This is a genomic window from Wolbachia endosymbiont of Drosophila tristis (assembly GCF_028981745.1).
GTDB classification, from domain to species: Bacteria; Pseudomonadota; Alphaproteobacteria; order Rickettsiales; family Anaplasmataceae; genus Wolbachia; species Wolbachia pipientis.
On sequence record NZ_JAPQLN010000110.1, the window covers coordinates 1 to 18,386 of the forward strand.

12 protein-coding genes and 1 tRNA gene are annotated in these 18,386 nt (G+C 36.2%); 11 read left to right on the forward strand and 2 right to left on the reverse strand.

Annotation, left to right across the window (positions count from 1 at the left end):
• Positions 1–2: 2 nt before the first annotated feature.
• From tuf to OZD64_RS05275, 9 genes are all read left to right on the forward strand, one after another.
• Complete coding sequence (gene tuf / locus OZD64_RS05235; RefSeq protein WP_274999225.1) at positions 3–1,163, forward strand: elongation factor Tu; 1,161 nt, start codon at positions 3–5, stop codon at positions 1,161–1,163.
• Between the two features lie 13 nt (positions 1,164–1,176).
• Positions 1,177–1,249: transfer RNA gene (locus OZD64_RS05240), tRNA-Trp, on the forward strand.
• A 19-nt stretch (positions 1,250–1,268) separates the two neighbouring features.
• A complete protein-coding gene (secE, locus tag OZD64_RS05245) occupies positions 1,269–1,469 on the forward strand; it encodes a preprotein translocase subunit SecE (protein ID WP_022626186.1) in 201 nt (66 codons plus the stop codon).
• A complete protein-coding gene (gene nusG, locus OZD64_RS05250) occupies positions 1,459–2,295 on the forward strand; it encodes a transcription termination/antitermination protein NusG (RefSeq protein ID WP_038198504.1) in 837 nt (278 codons plus the stop codon). The genes secE and nusG overlap by 11 nt, the downstream gene beginning before the upstream one ends.
• 2 nt (positions 2,296–2,297) lie before the next feature.
• Positions 2,298–2,738 (forward strand): 50S ribosomal protein L11, encoded by a 441-nt coding sequence (locus tag OZD64_RS05255; protein ID WP_006279541.1) that lies wholly within the window; start codon positions 2,298–2,300, stop codon positions 2,736–2,738.
• A gap of 4 nt (positions 2,739–2,742) precedes the next feature.
• Entirely contained in the window at positions 2,743–3,396 is a 654-nt protein-coding gene (gene rplA / locus OZD64_RS05260) for a 50S ribosomal protein L1 (protein WP_038198507.1), read from the forward strand.
• A 12-nt stretch (positions 3,397–3,408) separates the two neighbouring features.
• On the forward strand, positions 3,409–3,927 hold the full coding sequence (rplJ, locus tag OZD64_RS05265) for a 50S ribosomal protein L10 (protein WP_006279539.1): 519 nt from the start codon (positions 3,409–3,411) through the stop codon (positions 3,925–3,927).
• A 26-nt stretch (positions 3,928–3,953) separates the two neighbouring features.
• Positions 3,954–4,355, forward strand: a complete 402-nt coding sequence (gene rplL, locus OZD64_RS05270) for a 50S ribosomal protein L7/L12 (RefSeq protein ID WP_007551887.1) — start codon at positions 3,954–3,956, stop codon at positions 4,353–4,355.
• A gap of 58 nt (positions 4,356–4,413) precedes the next feature.
• Positions 4,414–12,927: a DNA-directed RNA polymerase subunit beta/beta' gene (locus tag OZD64_RS05275; RefSeq protein ID WP_274999455.1), complete on the forward strand. Its 8,514-nt coding sequence runs from the start codon at positions 4,414–4,416 to the stop codon at positions 12,925–12,927.
• 6 nt (positions 12,928–12,933) lie between these two features.
• Here the strand turns inward: OZD64_RS05275 and dusB are convergent, their stop codons facing one another.
• Positions 12,934–13,896, reverse strand: coding sequence for a tRNA dihydrouridine synthase DusB (gene dusB / locus OZD64_RS05280; RefSeq protein ID WP_274999456.1), 963 nt, complete (start codon positions 13,894–13,896; stop codon positions 12,934–12,936).
• A gap of 25 nt (positions 13,897–13,921) precedes the next feature.
• The gene (locus OZD64_RS05285) at positions 13,922–15,046 is read right to left on the reverse strand and encodes a Ulp1 family isopeptidase (RefSeq protein WP_274999457.1); all 1,125 of its coding nucleotides are present in this window, start codon (positions 15,044–15,046) and stop codon (positions 13,922–13,924) included.
• A 143-nt stretch (positions 15,047–15,189) separates the two neighbouring features.
• Here OZD64_RS05285 and serS point away from each other — a divergent pair, with 143 nt between their 5' ends.
• Complete coding sequence (gene serS / locus OZD64_RS05290) at positions 15,190–16,467, forward strand: serine--tRNA ligase (RefSeq protein ID WP_274999458.1); 1,278 nt, start codon at positions 15,190–15,192, stop codon at positions 16,465–16,467.
• A 34-nt stretch (positions 16,468–16,501) separates the two neighbouring features.
• Complete coding sequence (gene purD / locus OZD64_RS05295) at positions 16,502–17,773, forward strand: phosphoribosylamine--glycine ligase (protein WP_038198520.1); 1,272 nt, start codon at positions 16,502–16,504, stop codon at positions 17,771–17,773.
• The last annotated feature ends 613 nt before the right edge of the window (positions 17,774–18,386 follow it).

Sequence of the window (18,386 nt, forward strand, 5' to 3'; positions counted from 1 at the left end):
TAGTGGAAGCATTTGGAAAGCCGCATGTAAATGTGGGAACAATAGGACATGTGGATCATGGGAAGACGACGTTAACAGCGGCGATAACGAAGCATTATGGAAATTTTGTAGCGTACGATCAGATAGACAAAGCGCCAGAAGAAAGGAAGAGGGGGATAACGATAGCAACAGCGCATGTTGAGTATCAGACAGAGAAAAGGCATTATGCACACGTTGATTGTCCTGGACACGCTGACTATGTAAAGAACATGATAGTAGGTGCAGCACAGATGGATGCGGCGATATTGGTAGTGTCGGGGGTTGATGGGCCAATGCCACAAACGAGAGAGCATATATTGCTGGCGAAGCAGGTAGATGTTGGATATATCGTGGTGTATATAAATAAAGCTGATGTTGCTGATGCTGATATGATAGATTTAGTAGAAATGGAAGTGAGGGAATTACTGAGTAAATACGGATTTCCAGGGGATGAAGTGCCTGTGGTGGTTGGTTCAGCGCTCAAGGCGCTGGAGGATGACAGCAGCGAATATGGAAAGAAATCAATAGATAAATTGATGGAAAAGTTAGATGAATATGTAGCGGTTCCACCAAGGCCTGTGGATTTACCATTTTTATTGCCAATCGAAGATGTATTTTCGATATCGGGGCGAGGAACAGTGGTAACAGGAAGAATAGAGAAGGGAGAGATAAAGACGGGAGAAGAGATAGAGATAATAGGTCTGAAAGCGACGCAAAAGACGATATGCACAGGTGTTGAGATGTTTAAGAAGTTGCTGGATAAGGGAAGTGCAGGACTCAATGTAGGAATATTGTTAAGAGGAACAAAAAGAGAAGAAGTGGAGAGAGGGCAAGTATTAGCGAAACCGGGGACGATAACACCGCATAGAAAGTTTAAGGCGGAGGTTTATATATTAAAGAAAGAGGAAGGAGGAAGGCATACACCATTTTTTGCGAATTACCAGCCACAGTTTTATTTAAGGACAACGGATGTAACTGGGAGCATAAAATTGCTAGATGGGAAGGAGATGGTAATGCCAGGAGATAATGTGAGTGTAGAAGTAGAATTGCAAGTACCGATAGCAATGGATAAGGGATTGCGTTTTGCGATAAGAGAAGGCGGTAGAACTGTTGGTTCTGGTGTTGTTTCTGAAATTTTGGAGTGAGAGTTTGAGTTATAGGAGTGTAGCTCAATTGGTAGAGCGCTGGTCTCCAAAACCAGAGGTTGTAGGTTCAATTCCTATCGCTCCTGCATTAATGTTGTGGTGGAAATGTTAAAAAGTTTGTGTGGTTTTTTCTGTGATATAAAGCAAGAAATACGAAGAATTGCTTGGGTAAAGAAACAGGAGGTGTTGTCATCTCTATTTGTTGTAATGATTGTTATATTATGCTTTTCGATTTTCTTCTGTTTTGTGGATTTTATGTCTCTTTACGTAATTAAGGCTTTATTTGGAATTATTTATGGAATGTGAATATAAATGGTATATCATTAAAGTTGATTATGGATATGAGCAAAACATACGCGAATTGGTAAGTAATGCTGTTTATTTTAAGGAAGTGTTTATTCCTTATCAAACGGTATGTAATTCAAAGTCTGATATAAAAGAATTATGTGAAGTGTATGTATATATGCATCTGTGTGATGAAAGCAAAAATATTTTGAATCAAACGCCTGGATTCTGCAGTGGCGAATCTGGTGATTTTGAGATGATTTCAGATGATGAGATAAGTTTAAAGTGTAAAGAATTTAATAGATATAAATGGTATATCTTGAGAGTTGCTTCCAATTGTGAAGAGAAAGTGCGCCAACATATATTGGAAAATTCTATGAGATTGGATGTTAATGATTACTTTAAGGAAGTTTTTATTCCATATGAAGAGCTAAGTGAAGTAGAGTTGAAATCTAAGAAAATTGCTACACGAAGGAAATGCTTTCCTGGTTATGTCTTTTTATACGTGAATTTATGCGATGAAGTATTGAATTTTATCAATAATATACCAAAATCTCTTAAGGTTTATGGATTTTTGAAAAACGGTAATATTCCAAAGGTGATTTTGGATGATGAGATTCACTCAATGTGTAATGCACTTTATAATGCTCAAGAGACAAAGAAGTTAGGTTATGGTTATGAAAAAGGTGAAAAAGTGAAAATTAATGATGGTCTTTTTCAAAATTTTACTGGTAAGGTAAATATGGTAAACGATGAGAAAAAAATTATTAATGTGGAAGTATCGATTTTAGGTAAGCCGACAATAATAGAGCTTGATCTGGCTCAAGTAGAGAAAATAGAGGATTAATTATGAGTGTTATAGTTGCTAAGATTAACTTACTTATGGAAGCTGGGAAAGCAGTTCCAGGACCGAAAATTGCTTCAGTACTTGGTCCACGTGGTATACCTGTTCCTAAGTTTTGTGAAGCTTTTAATAAAGTTACTAGTGCTGCTAACGCTAATTATAAAGTAGGCGATTTAGTAACAGTGCGAATTTCCATAAAGGATGATCGCTCTCATGATTTTACTGTCAGCGGTCCGCCTGTGGCTTATTTACTTAAGCAGGAGGCTAAATTAAGTAAAAGTTCTGGTAATCCTGGTAAAGAATTAGTGGCTAAATTACCTATGTCTGCTATAATTAAAGTAGCAAAGTGCAAGATGGTTGATATGAAAGTGGATAATGAAGATTCAGCAGTGAAAATGGTTGTAGGCACTGCAAAATCTATGGGTATAGAAGTTGTGGAAGGTTAGGTAAATGAATACATATAATGATAATCCTAAGCAGTGTTTGAAGAAGATTGTTGAGTCTGCTTCAGCAAAATTTAATGAATCAGTTGATATTGCGGTCAATTTAGGCGTAGATTCACGTAAATCTGAAGAGCAGGTGCGTGGTACAGTAGTTTTGCCTAAAGGTATCGGGAAGAATATTAAAGTAGCTGTTTTCGCTCAAGATAAACATTTATTAGAAGCTGAAAAAGCTGGTGCTGATATTGCAGGAGGAGAGGATTTAGTTGAAGAAATAAAAAAAGGTAGAAAGTTAGATGTTGATTGGTGCATTACTACTCCTGATTTTATGGCAAAAATCACTCCTATTGCAAAAGTATTGGGTGTTAAAGGGCTGATGCCTAACCCTAAATTTGGTACTGTGACTTCTAACATTGCAGAAGCTATTAAAACCATTAAGTCTGGTCAGGTAAAATTTAGAACAGATAAAAATGGTGTTATTCATGGTAAATTAGGAAATATTAAATTTGATATTGATGACTTGCTAGAAAATTTAAAAGCCTTTCTTAAAGTAATTAAAGATAATAAACCTATTTCTGCGAAAGGAATTTACTTTAAGGGTGTTTTTTTAAATTCAACTATGGGTAAAGCTTATAAGATAGGCAAAGTGGAAGATATAATTTAAGGGAGTGATACCGTGAAGCGTAAAGATAAGGATGAATTTATACAGAGCACAATAAACGTATTTGTAAATAATGATTTCTTGATATTAGTAAATTTTAAATCTATAAATGCTAATGATTCATTAACTCTGAGGAATAGTCTGAAGTCTATAGCAGGTGGGGTATTAGTAGTTAAAAACACTCTAGCGCGCTTGGCTTTGGAAAGGACTGGTAAATTCTCTTATTTATCAGGCAAATTTTCCGGTCCTGTTGCTATTATATACTCTAGTGGCATAGTAGAAGCTGCAAAATTAATAGTTGATTTTACTAATGCTAACAAAGAAAAAATGTCTGTGATTTGCGCAGCTCATTTAAATGAATTGTTAACAGTGGAAGATGTTAATAAACTGGCTAAGTTGCCTTCTCTGGATGAATTGCGTGTTAAAATTATGCGTTTAATATCTTATGATATTCCTGCTCGGTTAGCGTTGTCTATTAATTCATCTTCTATGAGGCTTATGAGAGTTTTGGATTATTATAGTTCTAAAAAATAAATTTGTTGTTAAGTAAGGTGGTAATTATGAGTAATGTAACAAGTGATTTGGTTGATAAAATATTATCTTTAAACCTATTAGAGGCTTCTGAACTTGTAAAAGTTTTAGAAGAGAAAATAGGGTTGCCTGCTGGTTCTTTTCTTGGTGGAGCTGTTGGTGCTGGGGCGCCTATTGGTGATAATGCTGCTGCTCCTGCTGCTCAAGAAAAAGCTGAGTATAAAGTTGTGATTAAAGAAATTGATGCGAGTAAAAAAATAGGAGTTATTAAAGCTGTGAGAGAGGTTAATTCTACATTGGGTTTAAAAGAAGCAAAAGAGTTGGTTGAATCTTTACCTAAAGATTTGACTGCTAATGTTCCTAAAGACGAAGCAGAAAAAATCAAGCAAAAACTTATTGAAGCAGGAGCAACTAAAGTGGAGCTTGAATAATATTTAATGTATTAATTTTATATTGATATAGCTCTTTTAATTAGTTTGGGGTATTTTAATGGTTGATTCTTCTTATATGTACGCTTCTGGTGCTTTTGTTCCTAGAGTTTCTTATTCTAGGTCGATTGATTTAAAAGATTCTTTATTGGATTTGGTTAAGGTTCAAAAAGAATCATATGATTCTTTTACTCCTAAGAATAAGGGTAATGAAAGACTTGAAGTTATCTTTCATACAATCTTTCCAATAAATGATCCTTTGCGTAGGGCTACTATTGAGTTTATAAGTTGTAGGGTAGATGATCCTAAGTATGATGAATCTGAGTGTATAAAGCGTGGTGTAACTTTTTCTGCTCAGGTTATTGCTTCTATACGTCTTGTTGTTATGCAGGATGGTATTTCTCTTGATGAATATAAATCGATTAAAGAGAGTGGAGATCATTCTAAACTTGCAACCGTTGTAAAATCTATAGAAGAGCAGAAAGTCCACTTTTGTGGGTTGCCTATGATGACTGATAAGGGCACTTTCATCATTAATGGTGTGGAAAAAGTTATCGTCTTACAAATGCATAGGTCTCCTGGTGTATTTTTTGATAGCGATAAGGGAAAAACTTACAATTCCGGTAAATTGATCTATTCTGCTAGAATTATTCCTTATAGGGGTTCTTGGCTTGATATTGAATTTGATGTTAAAGACCATTTGTATTTTCGTGTTGATAGAAAAAGAAAATTGCCAATTTCAGTTTTATTAAAGGCGTTGGGTCTATCAAATAATGATATACTCGATAGATTTTATGAGAAAATAAAGTATGTAAAACATAAAGATGGTTGGAAAGTGCCTTTTGTTCCTGATAAATTTAAAGGAGTGAGGCTGCCTTTCGACTTAATGGATATTGAAGGTAATGTGCTGCTTAAAGCTAACGTTCGTATTACCTCAAGACTAGCTAAAAAGCTATATGATAATGAATTGAAAGAGTATCTGGTTCCGTTTAATTCTATATGTGGTTTATTCCTCGCAGAAGATTTAATGGATAGTGCTAGCTCTACGAAAATTTTATCTGCTGGTGAATCTATAAAGCTGGAAGACATAAAGAAGCTTGAGTTATTATCTGTAGATGAAATATCAGTGTTGAACATAGATAATTTGTTTGTTGGACCTTATATATTAAATACGCTTTTCTTAGATGAAAACATGTCTTATCAGGATGCACTATATGAAATATATAGAGTTTTGCGTCCTGGTGAAGTTCCTGTTTTAGAGATAGTAGAAGAGTTTTTCCGTAATCTTTTCTTCAGTCCGGAATATTATGATTTGTCTAACATTGGTAGGTTGAAGCTTAACTCTTACCTTGGATTAAATTATGATGAGGATTTAACTGTTTTAACGCATGAAGATATTATTGAAATTGTGAAAAAAATAGTATTGTTACGTGACGGTCAAGGATCTGTAGATGATATTGATCATTTAGGAAACAGAAGAGTAAGATCAGTTGGAGAGTTTATAGAAAATCAATTTAGAACTGGGTTGTTGAAATTGGAACGCGCAATAGTTGATTCTATGTCCACTTCTAGTTTAGATAAAGTTTCTCCATCTGATTTTATTAATCCAAAAGTGTTAACTAATGTCTTAAGAGATTTCTTCAATTCTTCTCAATTATCTCAATTTATGGATCAGACTAATCCGTTATCTGAAATAACACATAAAAGAAGGTTATCCGCGTTAGGTCCTGGCGGTTTAACAAGAGAACGGGCAGGATTTGAGGTGCGTGATGTTCATCCAACTCATTATGGAAGAGTTTGCCCTATTGAGACTCCTGAAGGGCAAAATATAGGGTTAATCAACAGCTTAGCTATATACGCGCGTATTAATAAATATGGTTTCATTGAAAGCCCTTATAGAAAAGTAGTCAATAGGGTTGTTACTGATCAAATTGAGTATCTTTCTGCTATAGACGAAGGCTCACATCATATAGCTGACACTAGCGTAAAGCTTGATGAAAATAATTGCTTTGTTGATGACATGCTATACTGTAGATATGCTGGTAGCTTCGTCATGGTAAGTAGCGACCAAGTTAGTTACATTGACGTATCTCCTAAGCAGGTAATATCAGTTGCAGCTTCCTTGATTCCATTTTTAGAAAATGATGATGCTAATAGAGCATTAATGGGCTCAAATATGCAACGTCAGGCCGTACCTTTATTGAAGCCTACCGCTCCTCTGGTTGCTACTGGTATGGAGTCTTTTGTAGCTTCTGGCTCTGGTGCTGTAGTTTTAGCAAAACGCGATGGCATAGTTGATAGTTCTGATAGTAACTCTATAGTTATACGTGCTTTTGATAAAGAAAGGGTTAACTACTTGGACGTAGATATTTATCATCTAAGGAAATTTCAGCGTTCTAACCATAATACTTGTATTAATCAAAGACCGCTAGTGTGCGTAGGTGATTATGTTAAAAAGGGTGATGTAATAGCTGATGGTCCTGCAATTAACAGTGGTGAGTTGGCGCTTGGTAAAAATTTGCTAGTCGCTTTTATGTCTTGGCAAGGTTATAATTTTGAAGACTCTATTATTATTTCTAGTGAAGTTGTTAAAAAAGATCTCTTTACTTCTATTCATATAGAAGAATTTGACTGTGTTGTACATGATACCCCTTTAGGATCAGAAAAAATAACTCGTGCTATACCTGGTGTTAATGAAGAAAATCTATATCACTTGGATGATAGTGGTATAGTGAAAATTGGTACAAGAGTTGGTCCAGGCTATATTCTGGTAGGTAAAGTTACACCTAAACCTTCTCTTTCATTGCCTCCTGAAACGAAGTTATTAATGACAATTTTTGGTGAAAAGTCATTCGATTGTGCGGATTCCTCTTTATATACATCTCCAGATGTTGAAGGGACAGTAATTGATGTACAAGTCTTTACACGCAGGGGGGTTGAAGAAAATGAAAGGGCATTACTCATCAAACAAAAAGAGATAAATGACTTTGAGGAAGAGCGAGATTATATAATCAATGTTACTAGTGAATATTTCTATGATGAACTGAAGAAACTTCTTATTAATTCTGGTTCTCAAGATCGAGAAAAATTTGACTCTATTGAACGTGAGCAATGGTGGGGTATAGGATTAAAAAACCAATCCATTTCTGAGCAAGTTAAGAGCTTAAAAAAAGATTTTGATGAAAAAGTATCACATGCAATAGCACAGTTTAAGCGAAAAGTAGAAAAATTACATGAAGGTTATGACCTGCCTCAAGGTGTGTCGATGTCAGTAAAAGTTTTCATTGCTGTGAAACATAGTCTGCAACCAGGGGATAAAATGGCTGGTAGACATGGAAATAAAGGTGTGATTTCTCGAGTTGTGCCAGTGGAAGATATGCCTTATTTGGAAGATGGTACTCCTGTTGATATTATTCTTAACCCTCTTGGTGTTCCTTCACGAATGAATGTAGGGCAAATACTGGAAACGCATGTAGGTTGGGCTTGTAGAAAATTAGGGGAAAAGGTAAGTAATATTCTCGATGAGATCAATAAGATCAAAAGTGCTTTTTGCAAGGGAATTAGGTCCCTTAACGATGATAATTTTACACAATTTGCAGTAGCATACCTTGATAATAAAAAAATTGAAAATATTGATGATGATGAAATAACGGCTTCTGTTTTAAATACACCTAATAAGAATGCACTAAATGACGAGTTGAATGAGTTAGTAGAGAACTATTTGAACTCTTGTAAAAGTTCATACAGCAATTTACGTAACTTCCTGATTGAGGTTTATAGCTATGGCAGTAACGTATCTATCTGTAATGATATTCGTAATATTAGTGATAATAATCTCATTGAATTTGCACGCAAATTACGTGATGGCGTTCCTGTTGCTGCACCTGTATTTGAGGGTCCAAAAGATGAACAAATAGCAAAATTATTTGAACTTGCTGGTTTAGATAACTCTGGACAAGCTGTATTATATGACGGTTGCAGTGGTGAAAAATTCGACCGCAAGGTTACAGTTGGTTACATGTACATGCTTAAGTTGCACCACTTGGTTGATGGTAAAATTCATGCGCGTTCAGTAGGGCCTTATAGTTTGGTTACTCAACAACCTCTTGGAGGAAAATCTCATTTTGGTGGTCAGCGTTTTGGTGAAATGGAATGTTGGGCATTACAAGCCTATGGTGCTGCTTATACTTTGCAGGAAATGTTAACTGTGAAGTCTGATGATATTAATGGTAGAGTTAAGATTTATGAATCGATAATAAAAGGTGACAGTAATTTTGAATGTGGAATTCCTGAATCCTTTAATGTGATGATAAAAGAACTACGTTCTTTATGTTTAAATGTAGATTTAAAGCAAAATGATGTAGTGATTGAAGATATATCTCACACTAACATTGCACAACCTTTTAATGAGGTTAGCATATCGATTGCTAGCCCTGAAAGTATTAAGCGTATATCTTGTGGTGAGATAGAAGATGTTTCAACTGCAAATTATCGTACGTTCAAAGTTGAGAAAGGTGGATTATTTTGCCCTAAGGTTTTTGGCCCTGTCAATGACGATGAATGTTTATGTGGAAAATACAAAAAAAGAAGACACAGAGGTCGCATATGCGAAAAATGCGGAGTAGAAGTTACATCTTCTAAAGTAAGAAGAGAAAGGATGGGTCATATAGAGCTTGCATCTCCTGTTGCTCATATATGGTTTTTGAAATCGCTTCCTTCAAGAATTGGAGCATTATTGGATATGTCTCTCAGAGATATTGAGAATATTTTATATAGCGATAATTATATCGTAATAGATCCTCTTGTTTCGCCTTTTGAAAAAGGTGAGATTATTAGTGAAAAAGCTTATAATGAAGCTAAAGATAGCTATGGGATCGATAGTTTTGTAGCTATGCAAGGTGTTGAAGCTATAAGAGAGTTGCTAACGCGCCTTGATTTACATGAAATTAGGAAGGATTTAAGACTAGAATTAGAATCTGTTGCTTCTGAGATAAGAAGAAAGAAAATTATAAAGAGATTGCGTATTGTTGAAAACTTCATTAAATCTGAAAATAGGCCTGAGTGGATGATACTTACAACTATACCTATTTTACCACCTGATTTGCGTCCTTTGGTATCGCTTGAGAGTGGTCGTCCTGCAGTTTCTGATCTGAATCATCATTATAGGACTATTATTAATAGAAATAACAGGTTGAGAAAATTGTTGAGCTTAAATCCTCCTGAGATTATGATTCGTAATGAAAAAAGGATGTTACAAGAAGCAGTTGATTCTCTTTTTGATAATAGTCGTCGTAATACTTTGGTAAATAAAGCTGGTGCTGTTGGATATAAAAAGTCCATTAGTGATATGTTAAAAGGAAAACAGGGTCGTTTTCGCCAGAACCTCTTAGGAAAAAGGGTAGACTACTCTGGACGTTCTGTAATAGTTGTTGGTCCAACTTTGAAACTAAATCAGTGTGGATTACCAAAAAGAATGGCTCTTGAACTATTCAAACCTTTTGTTTACTCAAAGCTTAAGATGTATGGTATGGCTCCAACTATTAAGTTTGCTAGTAAGTTGATAAGAGCAGAAAAACCAGAAGTTTGGGATATGCTTGAAGAGGTAATAAAAGAGCATCCTGTTTTGTTGAATAGAGCGCCTACGCTACATAGACTTGGTATTCAGGCTTTTGAGCCAATCCTTATTGAAGGCAAAGCAATACAGCTTCATCCGCTTGTCTGTACGGCGTTTAATGCTGATTTTGATGGTGATCAAATGGCAGTGCATGTGCCAATTTCATTGGAAGCTCAGCTTGAAGCTAGGGTGTTGATGATGTCCACTAATAACGTTTTAAGTCCTTCTAATGGCAGACCGATTATAGTTCCTAGTAAAGATATAGTACTTGGTATATATTATCTGACTTTACAAGAACCTAAGGAAGATAATTTACCATCTTTTGGTGCTTTTTGTGAAGTTGAGCATTCCTTGAGTGATGGTACTTTACATATTCATTCTAGTATAAAGTATAGGATGGAGTATATTAATAGCAGCGGTGAAACTCACTATAAAACTGTTTGTACAACTCCTGGCCGTTTAATATTATGGCAAATTTTTCCTAAGCATGAGAATCTAGGCTTCGATCTAATAAATCAGATATTAACAGTCAAGGAAATAACTGGTATAGTTGATTTGGTATATCGTCACTGTGGTCAAAGTGCTACAGTGGCATTTTCTGATAAATTAATGGTACTTGGCTTTGAGTATGCCACATTTTCTGGTGTCTCTTTTGGTCGTTGTGATATGGTTATACCTGAAACTAAAGCTACACATGTTGATCACGCGAGGGGTGAAATTAAGAAATTCTCTATGCAATATCAAGATGGGCTAATAACTAGAAGTGAGAGGTATAACAAGGTTATAGATGAATGGTCTAAGTGTACGGATATGATAGCTAATGATATGTTAAAAGCAATATCTATATATGATGGAAATAGTAAGTACAACTCAGTGTATATGATGGTTAACTCTGGTGCAAGGGGTTCTACTTCACAGATGAAACAGCTAGCAGGAATGCGAGGGCTCATGACCAAACCTTCTGGTGAGATTATAGAAACACCTATAATTTCTAATTTCCGTGAAGGATTGAACGTATTTGAATACTTTAATTCTACTCACGGTGCGCGTAAAGGTTTAGCTGACACTGCACTTAAAACTGCAAACTCTGGATACTTAACTCGTCGTTTAGTTGATGTATCTCAAAATTGCATAGTTACAAAGCATGACTGTAAAACAAAAAATGGTCTTGTTGTGAGAGCTACAGTTGAAGGAAGTACTATAGTTGCATCTCTAGAGAGTGTTGTGCTGGGTAGAACAGCTGCAAATGATATATATAACCCAGTGACAAAAGAATTATTAGTAAAAGCAGGGGAATTAATTGATGAGGATAAAGTAAAGCAAATCAGCATTGCAGGTCTTGATGTTGTAAAAATTAGATCGCCTTTAACTTGTGAAATAAGTCCTGGTGTATGTTCTTTATGTTATGGAAGAGACCTTGCAACTGGTAAAATTGTTTCAATAGGTGAAGCAGTTGGTGTTATAGCTGCTCAATCTGTTGGAGAGCCAGGTACTCAGTTAACGATGCGTACTTTTCATATAGGTGGAGTAATGACTAGAGGCGTTGAATCCTCGAATATTATAGCTTCTATTAATGCTAAAATAAAGTTAAACAATAGTAATATAATTATAGATAGAAACGGAAATAAAATTGTGATAAGCCGTTCCTGTGAAGTCGTGTTGATTGATAGCCTTGGTAGTGAGAAGTTGAAGCACAGTGTACCTTACGGCGCTAAGCTTTATGTAGATGAGAGTGGGTCAGTAAAAATTGGCGATAAAGTTGCGGAATGGGATCCTTATACATTGCCTATTATCACGGAGAAGACTGGTACAGTGTCTTATCAGGACTTAAAAGATGGAATTTCGATCACTGAAGTGATGGATGAATCTACAGGAATATCAAGCAAAGTAGTAAAAGACTGGAAATTGCATTCTGGTGGAGCTAATTTACGTCCTCGTATTGTGCTGCTTGACGATAATGGTAAAGTAATGACACTCGCAAGTGGCGTTGAAGCATGTTATTTTATACCAATCGGTGCAGTGCTCAATGTACAAGATGGCCAGAAGGTTCATGCAGGTGATGTTATTACAAGAACACCAAGAGAGTCAGTTAAAACTCGTGATATTACTGGTGGTTTACCGAGGGTTATAGAGTTATTTGAAGCACGTCGTCCTAAAGAGCATGCTATTGTTAGTGAGATAGATGGCTATGTAGCGTTTTCTGAAAAAGACCGTAGAGGAAAACGCAGTATATTAATTAAACCTGTAGATGAACAAATTTCTCCAGTTGAATATTTGGTATCAAGAAGTAAGCATGTAATAGTCAATGAAGGTGATTTTGTACGTAAAGGTGATCTATTGATGGATGGTGACCCTGATCTCCATGATATTTTACGTGTGCTTGGGTTAGAAGCTTTAGCGCACTATATGATTTCTGAAATACAGCAAGTTTATAGATTGCAGGGTGTTCGTATAGACAATAAGCATTTAGAGGTGATCTTAAAACAAATGCTACAAAAAGTGGAAATTACTGATCCTGGTGATACTATGTACTTGGTTGGCGAAAGCATTGACAAGCTGGAAGTTGATAGGGAAAATGATGCTATGAGTAACTCTGGCAAACGGCCTACTCATTATCTTCCTATTCTGCAGGGGATTACTAGGGCAAGTCTTGAAACTAGCTCCTTTATTTCTGCTGCCTCTTTCCAAGAGACAACAAAAGTACTTACAGAAGCAGCATTCTGCGGGAAGAGTGATCCTTTAAGTGGATTAAAAGAAAATGTTATAGTAGGAAGATTAATTCCTGCTGGTACAGGTTTGATTATGAATAAGATCAGAGCACTTTCACTTTGTGATAATGTGGATAAATATGAAAAATATTTTGATATTGAAACTTATGACGAGGAATGGTTGATGGATAATGGTTGTCATTTACACTCTGGTGAGGAAGAGAGCGTAGTGGCATACGATCAGTCGAATTGAGTACAGCTAGTGTGTCTCTTGACCAAAAAAGCCAATAATATTTTCTTTCACTTCTGTGCTATCTGTCATGTTATTTACTCTCACACGAAATTCAGATGAGCCTTGAAGCCCGCTACTGTACCAACCTATGTGTTTGCGGGCCATCTTTATTCCTGTGTCATTTTCATAGTACTCAACAATATTGTCGTAATGCTCGAGTATGATGCTTAATCTCTCTGAAGCTGTTGGCTCAGAAGTTTCACTTCCACTGAGAAAGTTCATTGCTTGATTAATCAGCCAAGGTTTACCGTAGGCACCACGACCTATCATCACTCCGTCTGCTCCAGATTCTTTGAGAGCATTCTGAATATCATTTAAATTTTTAATATCGCCATTTACTATAACTGGAATTTTCACTTGCTCTTTAACATTTCTAACGAATTTCCAATCTGCTTGACCATTATAAAGCTGCGCTCTTGTTCTTCCATGCACAGTGATCATTTTTGCTCCTAAGTCTTCGGCAATTTTCGCAAGTCTCGGGGCATTGCGATTTTCATCGTTCCATCCAGTGCGCATTTTCACCGTAACTGGCATATTCACTGCTTTGACCACAGCTTCAATTATCTCAGCGGCTTTTTTCTCATCACGCATTAGCGCTGATCCTGCATAACCGTTTACAACTTTTTTAACAGGGCAACCAAAGTTTATGTCTATAATTTTTGCTCCCATGTCCTCGTTTAATTTTGCAGCCTCCGCCATAACATCTGGCTCACACCCAGCAAGCTGCACAGCAGTTAATGCATCGACTTTTGCTTTTTGCAAACTCTGGCGAGTTTGCATAATCATAGCTCTGCTTGCGATCATCTCTGAAACTAACAAACTTGCACCAAGTTTCTTCACAATACTTCTAAACGGATAATCAGTCACTCCAGACATTGGAGCTAAAATAACTGGAGAATCAATTGTCAAATTTCCTATTTGGAGGGGCATAAGGTCAATGGTAATTTTTCATTGATTACATAATGCAACACAAACTTGCATTCTCCCTTGAAATAGAAGACTGAGATGTTTTCGTCCTTGGCGGACGCTTACGATTTCTTAGATCTTCCTTACATTTCTCATCTTCCATAAGCGCTCTTGTAAATTCTTCTCTTTTCTCATTCAAATCAAATTTATATTCTGATAACTTTTTGTCAATTTCGTCAAATGATTTGTCTTCGTTAAGCATTTGTGTAATTTTATGAGCATTTTCTAACGCAAATATTCCACAGTTATACCCGTCACTTTGCTGCTTAGTTGGGGAAATTCTTATGTCTAATACCCATTCCTCTTTTTGCAGTTCTCTTTTAACAATATTTAGCACATTATCTGGCAATTGATTACCAAATGAGTCACAGTAATAAGCTCTAAATTTTTTATCACCTGCATCAGGTTTAATAACCAAAGTTACCCAATGATTGTTGTTAATATGAAGAACCGAAGTAAATATCAATTTAGAATTTTGTTTTAATTTACCTCTATAATTCTGAAGAAATTCTTTTGTGAGTTCTTCCCAACCATTAGAATAGCTAGGAGCAAGAAAATAGACATTATTATTACTATGTTCACTTTGTGAGTACCCATACACAACTCTTGCAATATGTGTAATGTCATCATCACATAACCAGTAAGCATAATTTCCTCTGTTTGTCTGATGCACAAGAGTGTCCAAATTTTCATGAAACTCTTTACCACCCAAACCACTATCTTTTGAAGCAATAGCACTTCTGCGACTACTGTTCTCTGAAACAGTTGACCCATCTTCATTATCTGGTCCAGGAAAAATACCACTATCCTCATCTGGAGTTTTTTGCTCACCTTGACTTGCTCTTTTTCCATTAATATAACCCTTCGCTAAGTAAAATAAAGGTTCAACAACCATTTTGTATGCTACTGTAAGAATTGTTCCCATTAAAACCCAAACTACGGGGTTAGAGATGAGCATAGCAAGTGGAAAGGTCAATAGAGGGGATCCTATTACCGCCCCTAAACAGCCAGCAGCGAATGTGGCGGCTAGGCATACACAAGTAGCGTAGATAACGAATTTCTCACCAGCAAAGTAAGTGCTCTCTTTCTGATTATTTTTTGTAATGCCCAACATACTACACCCTATGAACGCTAAGTTAATTAAATTTAAACAAATTCTAACAAAAAAATCAACCATAATAATTTTAGTAGTATGAGAATATATTGAATATTAAGAGCTTTTGGAGTACAGTAACAATGTTAGTAATAGCACAATATATGCACGATATAGAATATATACGCAAAAACCCTGAAGGATTTGAAAAGGCAATGAAAAGCAGGGGAATTAGAGAATCTACTGCGGAAGAGATATTAGAAATCGATCACGAGAAAAGATCATTAACCACTAAACTGCAGGATTTGAATAGGCAGCGCAATGAAATCACAGAGGAAATAAAAAAGCTTAAAATGAGCAAGAGCCCCTGTGAAGAGCAAATAGAGTTGTCAAAAAGCATCACAAATGAGATAGAGGCAATCAGCTTAAAAGAACAAGCAGAAAAGGATAAGTTAGTGAATGTTTTATCTAACTTGCCGAATATTCCTGCGCAAGATGTGCCAATAGGCGCAGATGAGAACTCTAATTTAGAGGTGAGAAGATATGGAGGAAAAAGACAGTTTGATTTTGTACCAGAATCTCATTATGAACTCGGAGAAAAATTAGGTTTAATGGACTTCGAACAAGCGGCGAGAATTTCCGGATCAAGATTTACGATATTAAAAGGACAGTTAGCTAAGCTTGGACGAGCGCTAATAAATTGTATGCTTGAAATGCATGTTAATGAATTTGGCTATACTGAGGTGTACCACCCGGCTTTGGTGAAAAACGAAGCTATGTATAATGTTGGTCAGCTACCGAAATTTTCTGACGATTCGTATTTAACTACCGACGAATTGAGGTTGATTCCCACAAGTGAAGTGTTTTTAACAAATTTAGTTGCTGACAAAATAATGGAAGAAAAAGAACTGCCTATTCGCTTTACTGCATATTCGGAGTGCTTTCGTAAAGAAGCAGGTAGTGCAGGTCGCGATACCAGGGGCATGATAAGGCAACACCAATTTGGTAAAGTGGAGTTGGTAAGCATCACAACTGAAGACCAATCAAATGATGAGCTTGAGCGTATGACGAGTGTTGCTGAAGAGATATTAAAAAAATTAGAATTGCCATACAGAGTAATGCTGCTTTGCAGTGGCGATATGGGTTTTGTTGCACAAAGGACTTATGACATAGAGGTATGGTTACCTGGGCAAAATAAATATAGAGAAATATCAAGCTGCTCAAATTGTGGTGCATTTCAAGCAAGAAGGATGAACGCTAAATACTCTTCAGAAACTGATAAAAAGATGAAAAAATATATTCACACTTTAAACGGCTCAGCTTTAGCTATAGGAAGAACGATTATTGCCATAATGGAGAATTATCAAAATTCTGACGGGTCGATTGCAATACCAAACGTGTTGCAAAAATACATGAGTAATGATACTGTTATAAGCAAATAATAATTTTGACATATAGAAAAGCGAGGAAATAAAGATGAAGGTTCTGGTTATAGGTTCTGGTGGGCGTGAGCACGCTCTACTTTGGGCTCTAAAAAAATCTCCTATCTTGACTGAGTTATATGTAACTCCTGGTCGCCAAGCTATGAAAGATCTTGGGGCTCTTGTGGATGTAAATATTCAAAATTCAGTGGATGTTACACAATTTTGCAAGAGAGAAAATATAGAGTTGGTTGTTATTGGTCCAGAACAACCAATAATGGATGGGCTTGCTGATGATTTAGTTGCAGAGGGAATAAATGTTTTTGCTCCAAGTCAAGCAACTGCAAAACTTGAGGGATCGAAGTCTTTCACCAAGGGACTATGTAAGCGATATGGTATACCAACTGCCAAGTACGAGTGTTTTGTTGATGAAGGGTTAGCTAAAGATTTTGTACGTAGCAATAAAATAAAGTTTCCACTTGTAGTGAAAGCAAATGGAATTGCAGCAGGAAAAGGGGTGGTTATATGTAATACAGAAAGCGAAGCTTTTTCAGCAATAAATTCAATGCTAGTGGAGAAAAAATTTGGTGAATCAGGTGAAGAAATAATCATAGAAGAGTTTTTAGTTGGAGAAGAAGTAAGTTTTTTTGCTCTTATTGATGGGTTGAAAGTAGTAACTCTTGGGTGTGCAAAAGATTATAAGAGAGTTGATGAAAGTAATGAAAGCCAAAATACTGGAGGTATGGGGTCGTACTCATCACCTTCAATTATAAGTAAGGACATGGAGCAAAAAATTATCCAAAAAATAATATACCCTACAGCTCAAGCATTGGTTAACATGGGTACGTCTTATAAAGGAGTACTCTTTGCTGGTTTAATGATTTGCAAAGATAGCCCAAAACTTCTCGAGTATAACGTTAGATTCGGTGATCCAGAAACGCAATCTATATTACCTAGATTTGATTCAAATTGCGATTTGTTAAAATTGATGTTGTCAGTTGCAGAAGGAAAGTTAAATGTCAAAATGGTGGAACTTAACAACAAATCTACAGTTTGTGTAGTTGTTGCAAGTAAAGGCTATCCGGGTGATTATCAAAAGGGAGAAGTAATTAAAGGATTAGATAAGATTGAAAGCATTCCTGGTGTGTTGGTGTTTCATGCTGGTACTAAATTCGATGAAAGTGGTAACTTAGTTTCCGATGGCGGAAGAGTGCTAAATATAGTAGCAGAAGGGAGCACTATAGAGGAAGCCAAAAGTAAGGTGTACTCAGCATTAAATTTTTTAGAATGGCCAGGGGGCTTCTTCAGATACGATATCGGTAGTTAATGTTAGCTGTCGGTTAGCAGGTGGTTCACAGAAACGAAAAACTTCCTTGACAAACTCCGCCAGCGCCCTTATCATGAAACTGAAGCTATTGTATTTGCTTTCGCCAATCTGCAGATTAAAAGGTAAGGATTACTTAATGTATCGGCGTCTTATGTTCAATTTTTTGCAGTATATAGATACTGTATGTCTTTATAAAACTTCATCTACATCTAGATTTTTATCTAAATAAGCTGAACGCGCTTATAAAGCGTTACAAGACATCAAAAAATGCCAATACTCGACAGAGATAGTAAAAGACTAGCTAATTCGGGGATTCTTTGTCTTTTTTTCTGCTTGGTAAATTTCTTAAACATTTGCAGCATAGGTGAGTTGCAATTAAAAGCAGCTAAATCTTGCTTGTCAAGCGTTTAAAACATAAAAAACGCCAATATTTTAAAGCAGATAATAACCCCAGGGCTTCTTTTGCCTTTTTTTTCATTTGGTAAATTTCTTAAATATTTATGGCTAAACGACAATCGTCATCCCGCAGCGGGATCTAGAGATACCGCGGCGGTATGACGGTTCGCGGCGGGATGACGATAAGCTCGTCATCCCGCTACATTAATATTGTATT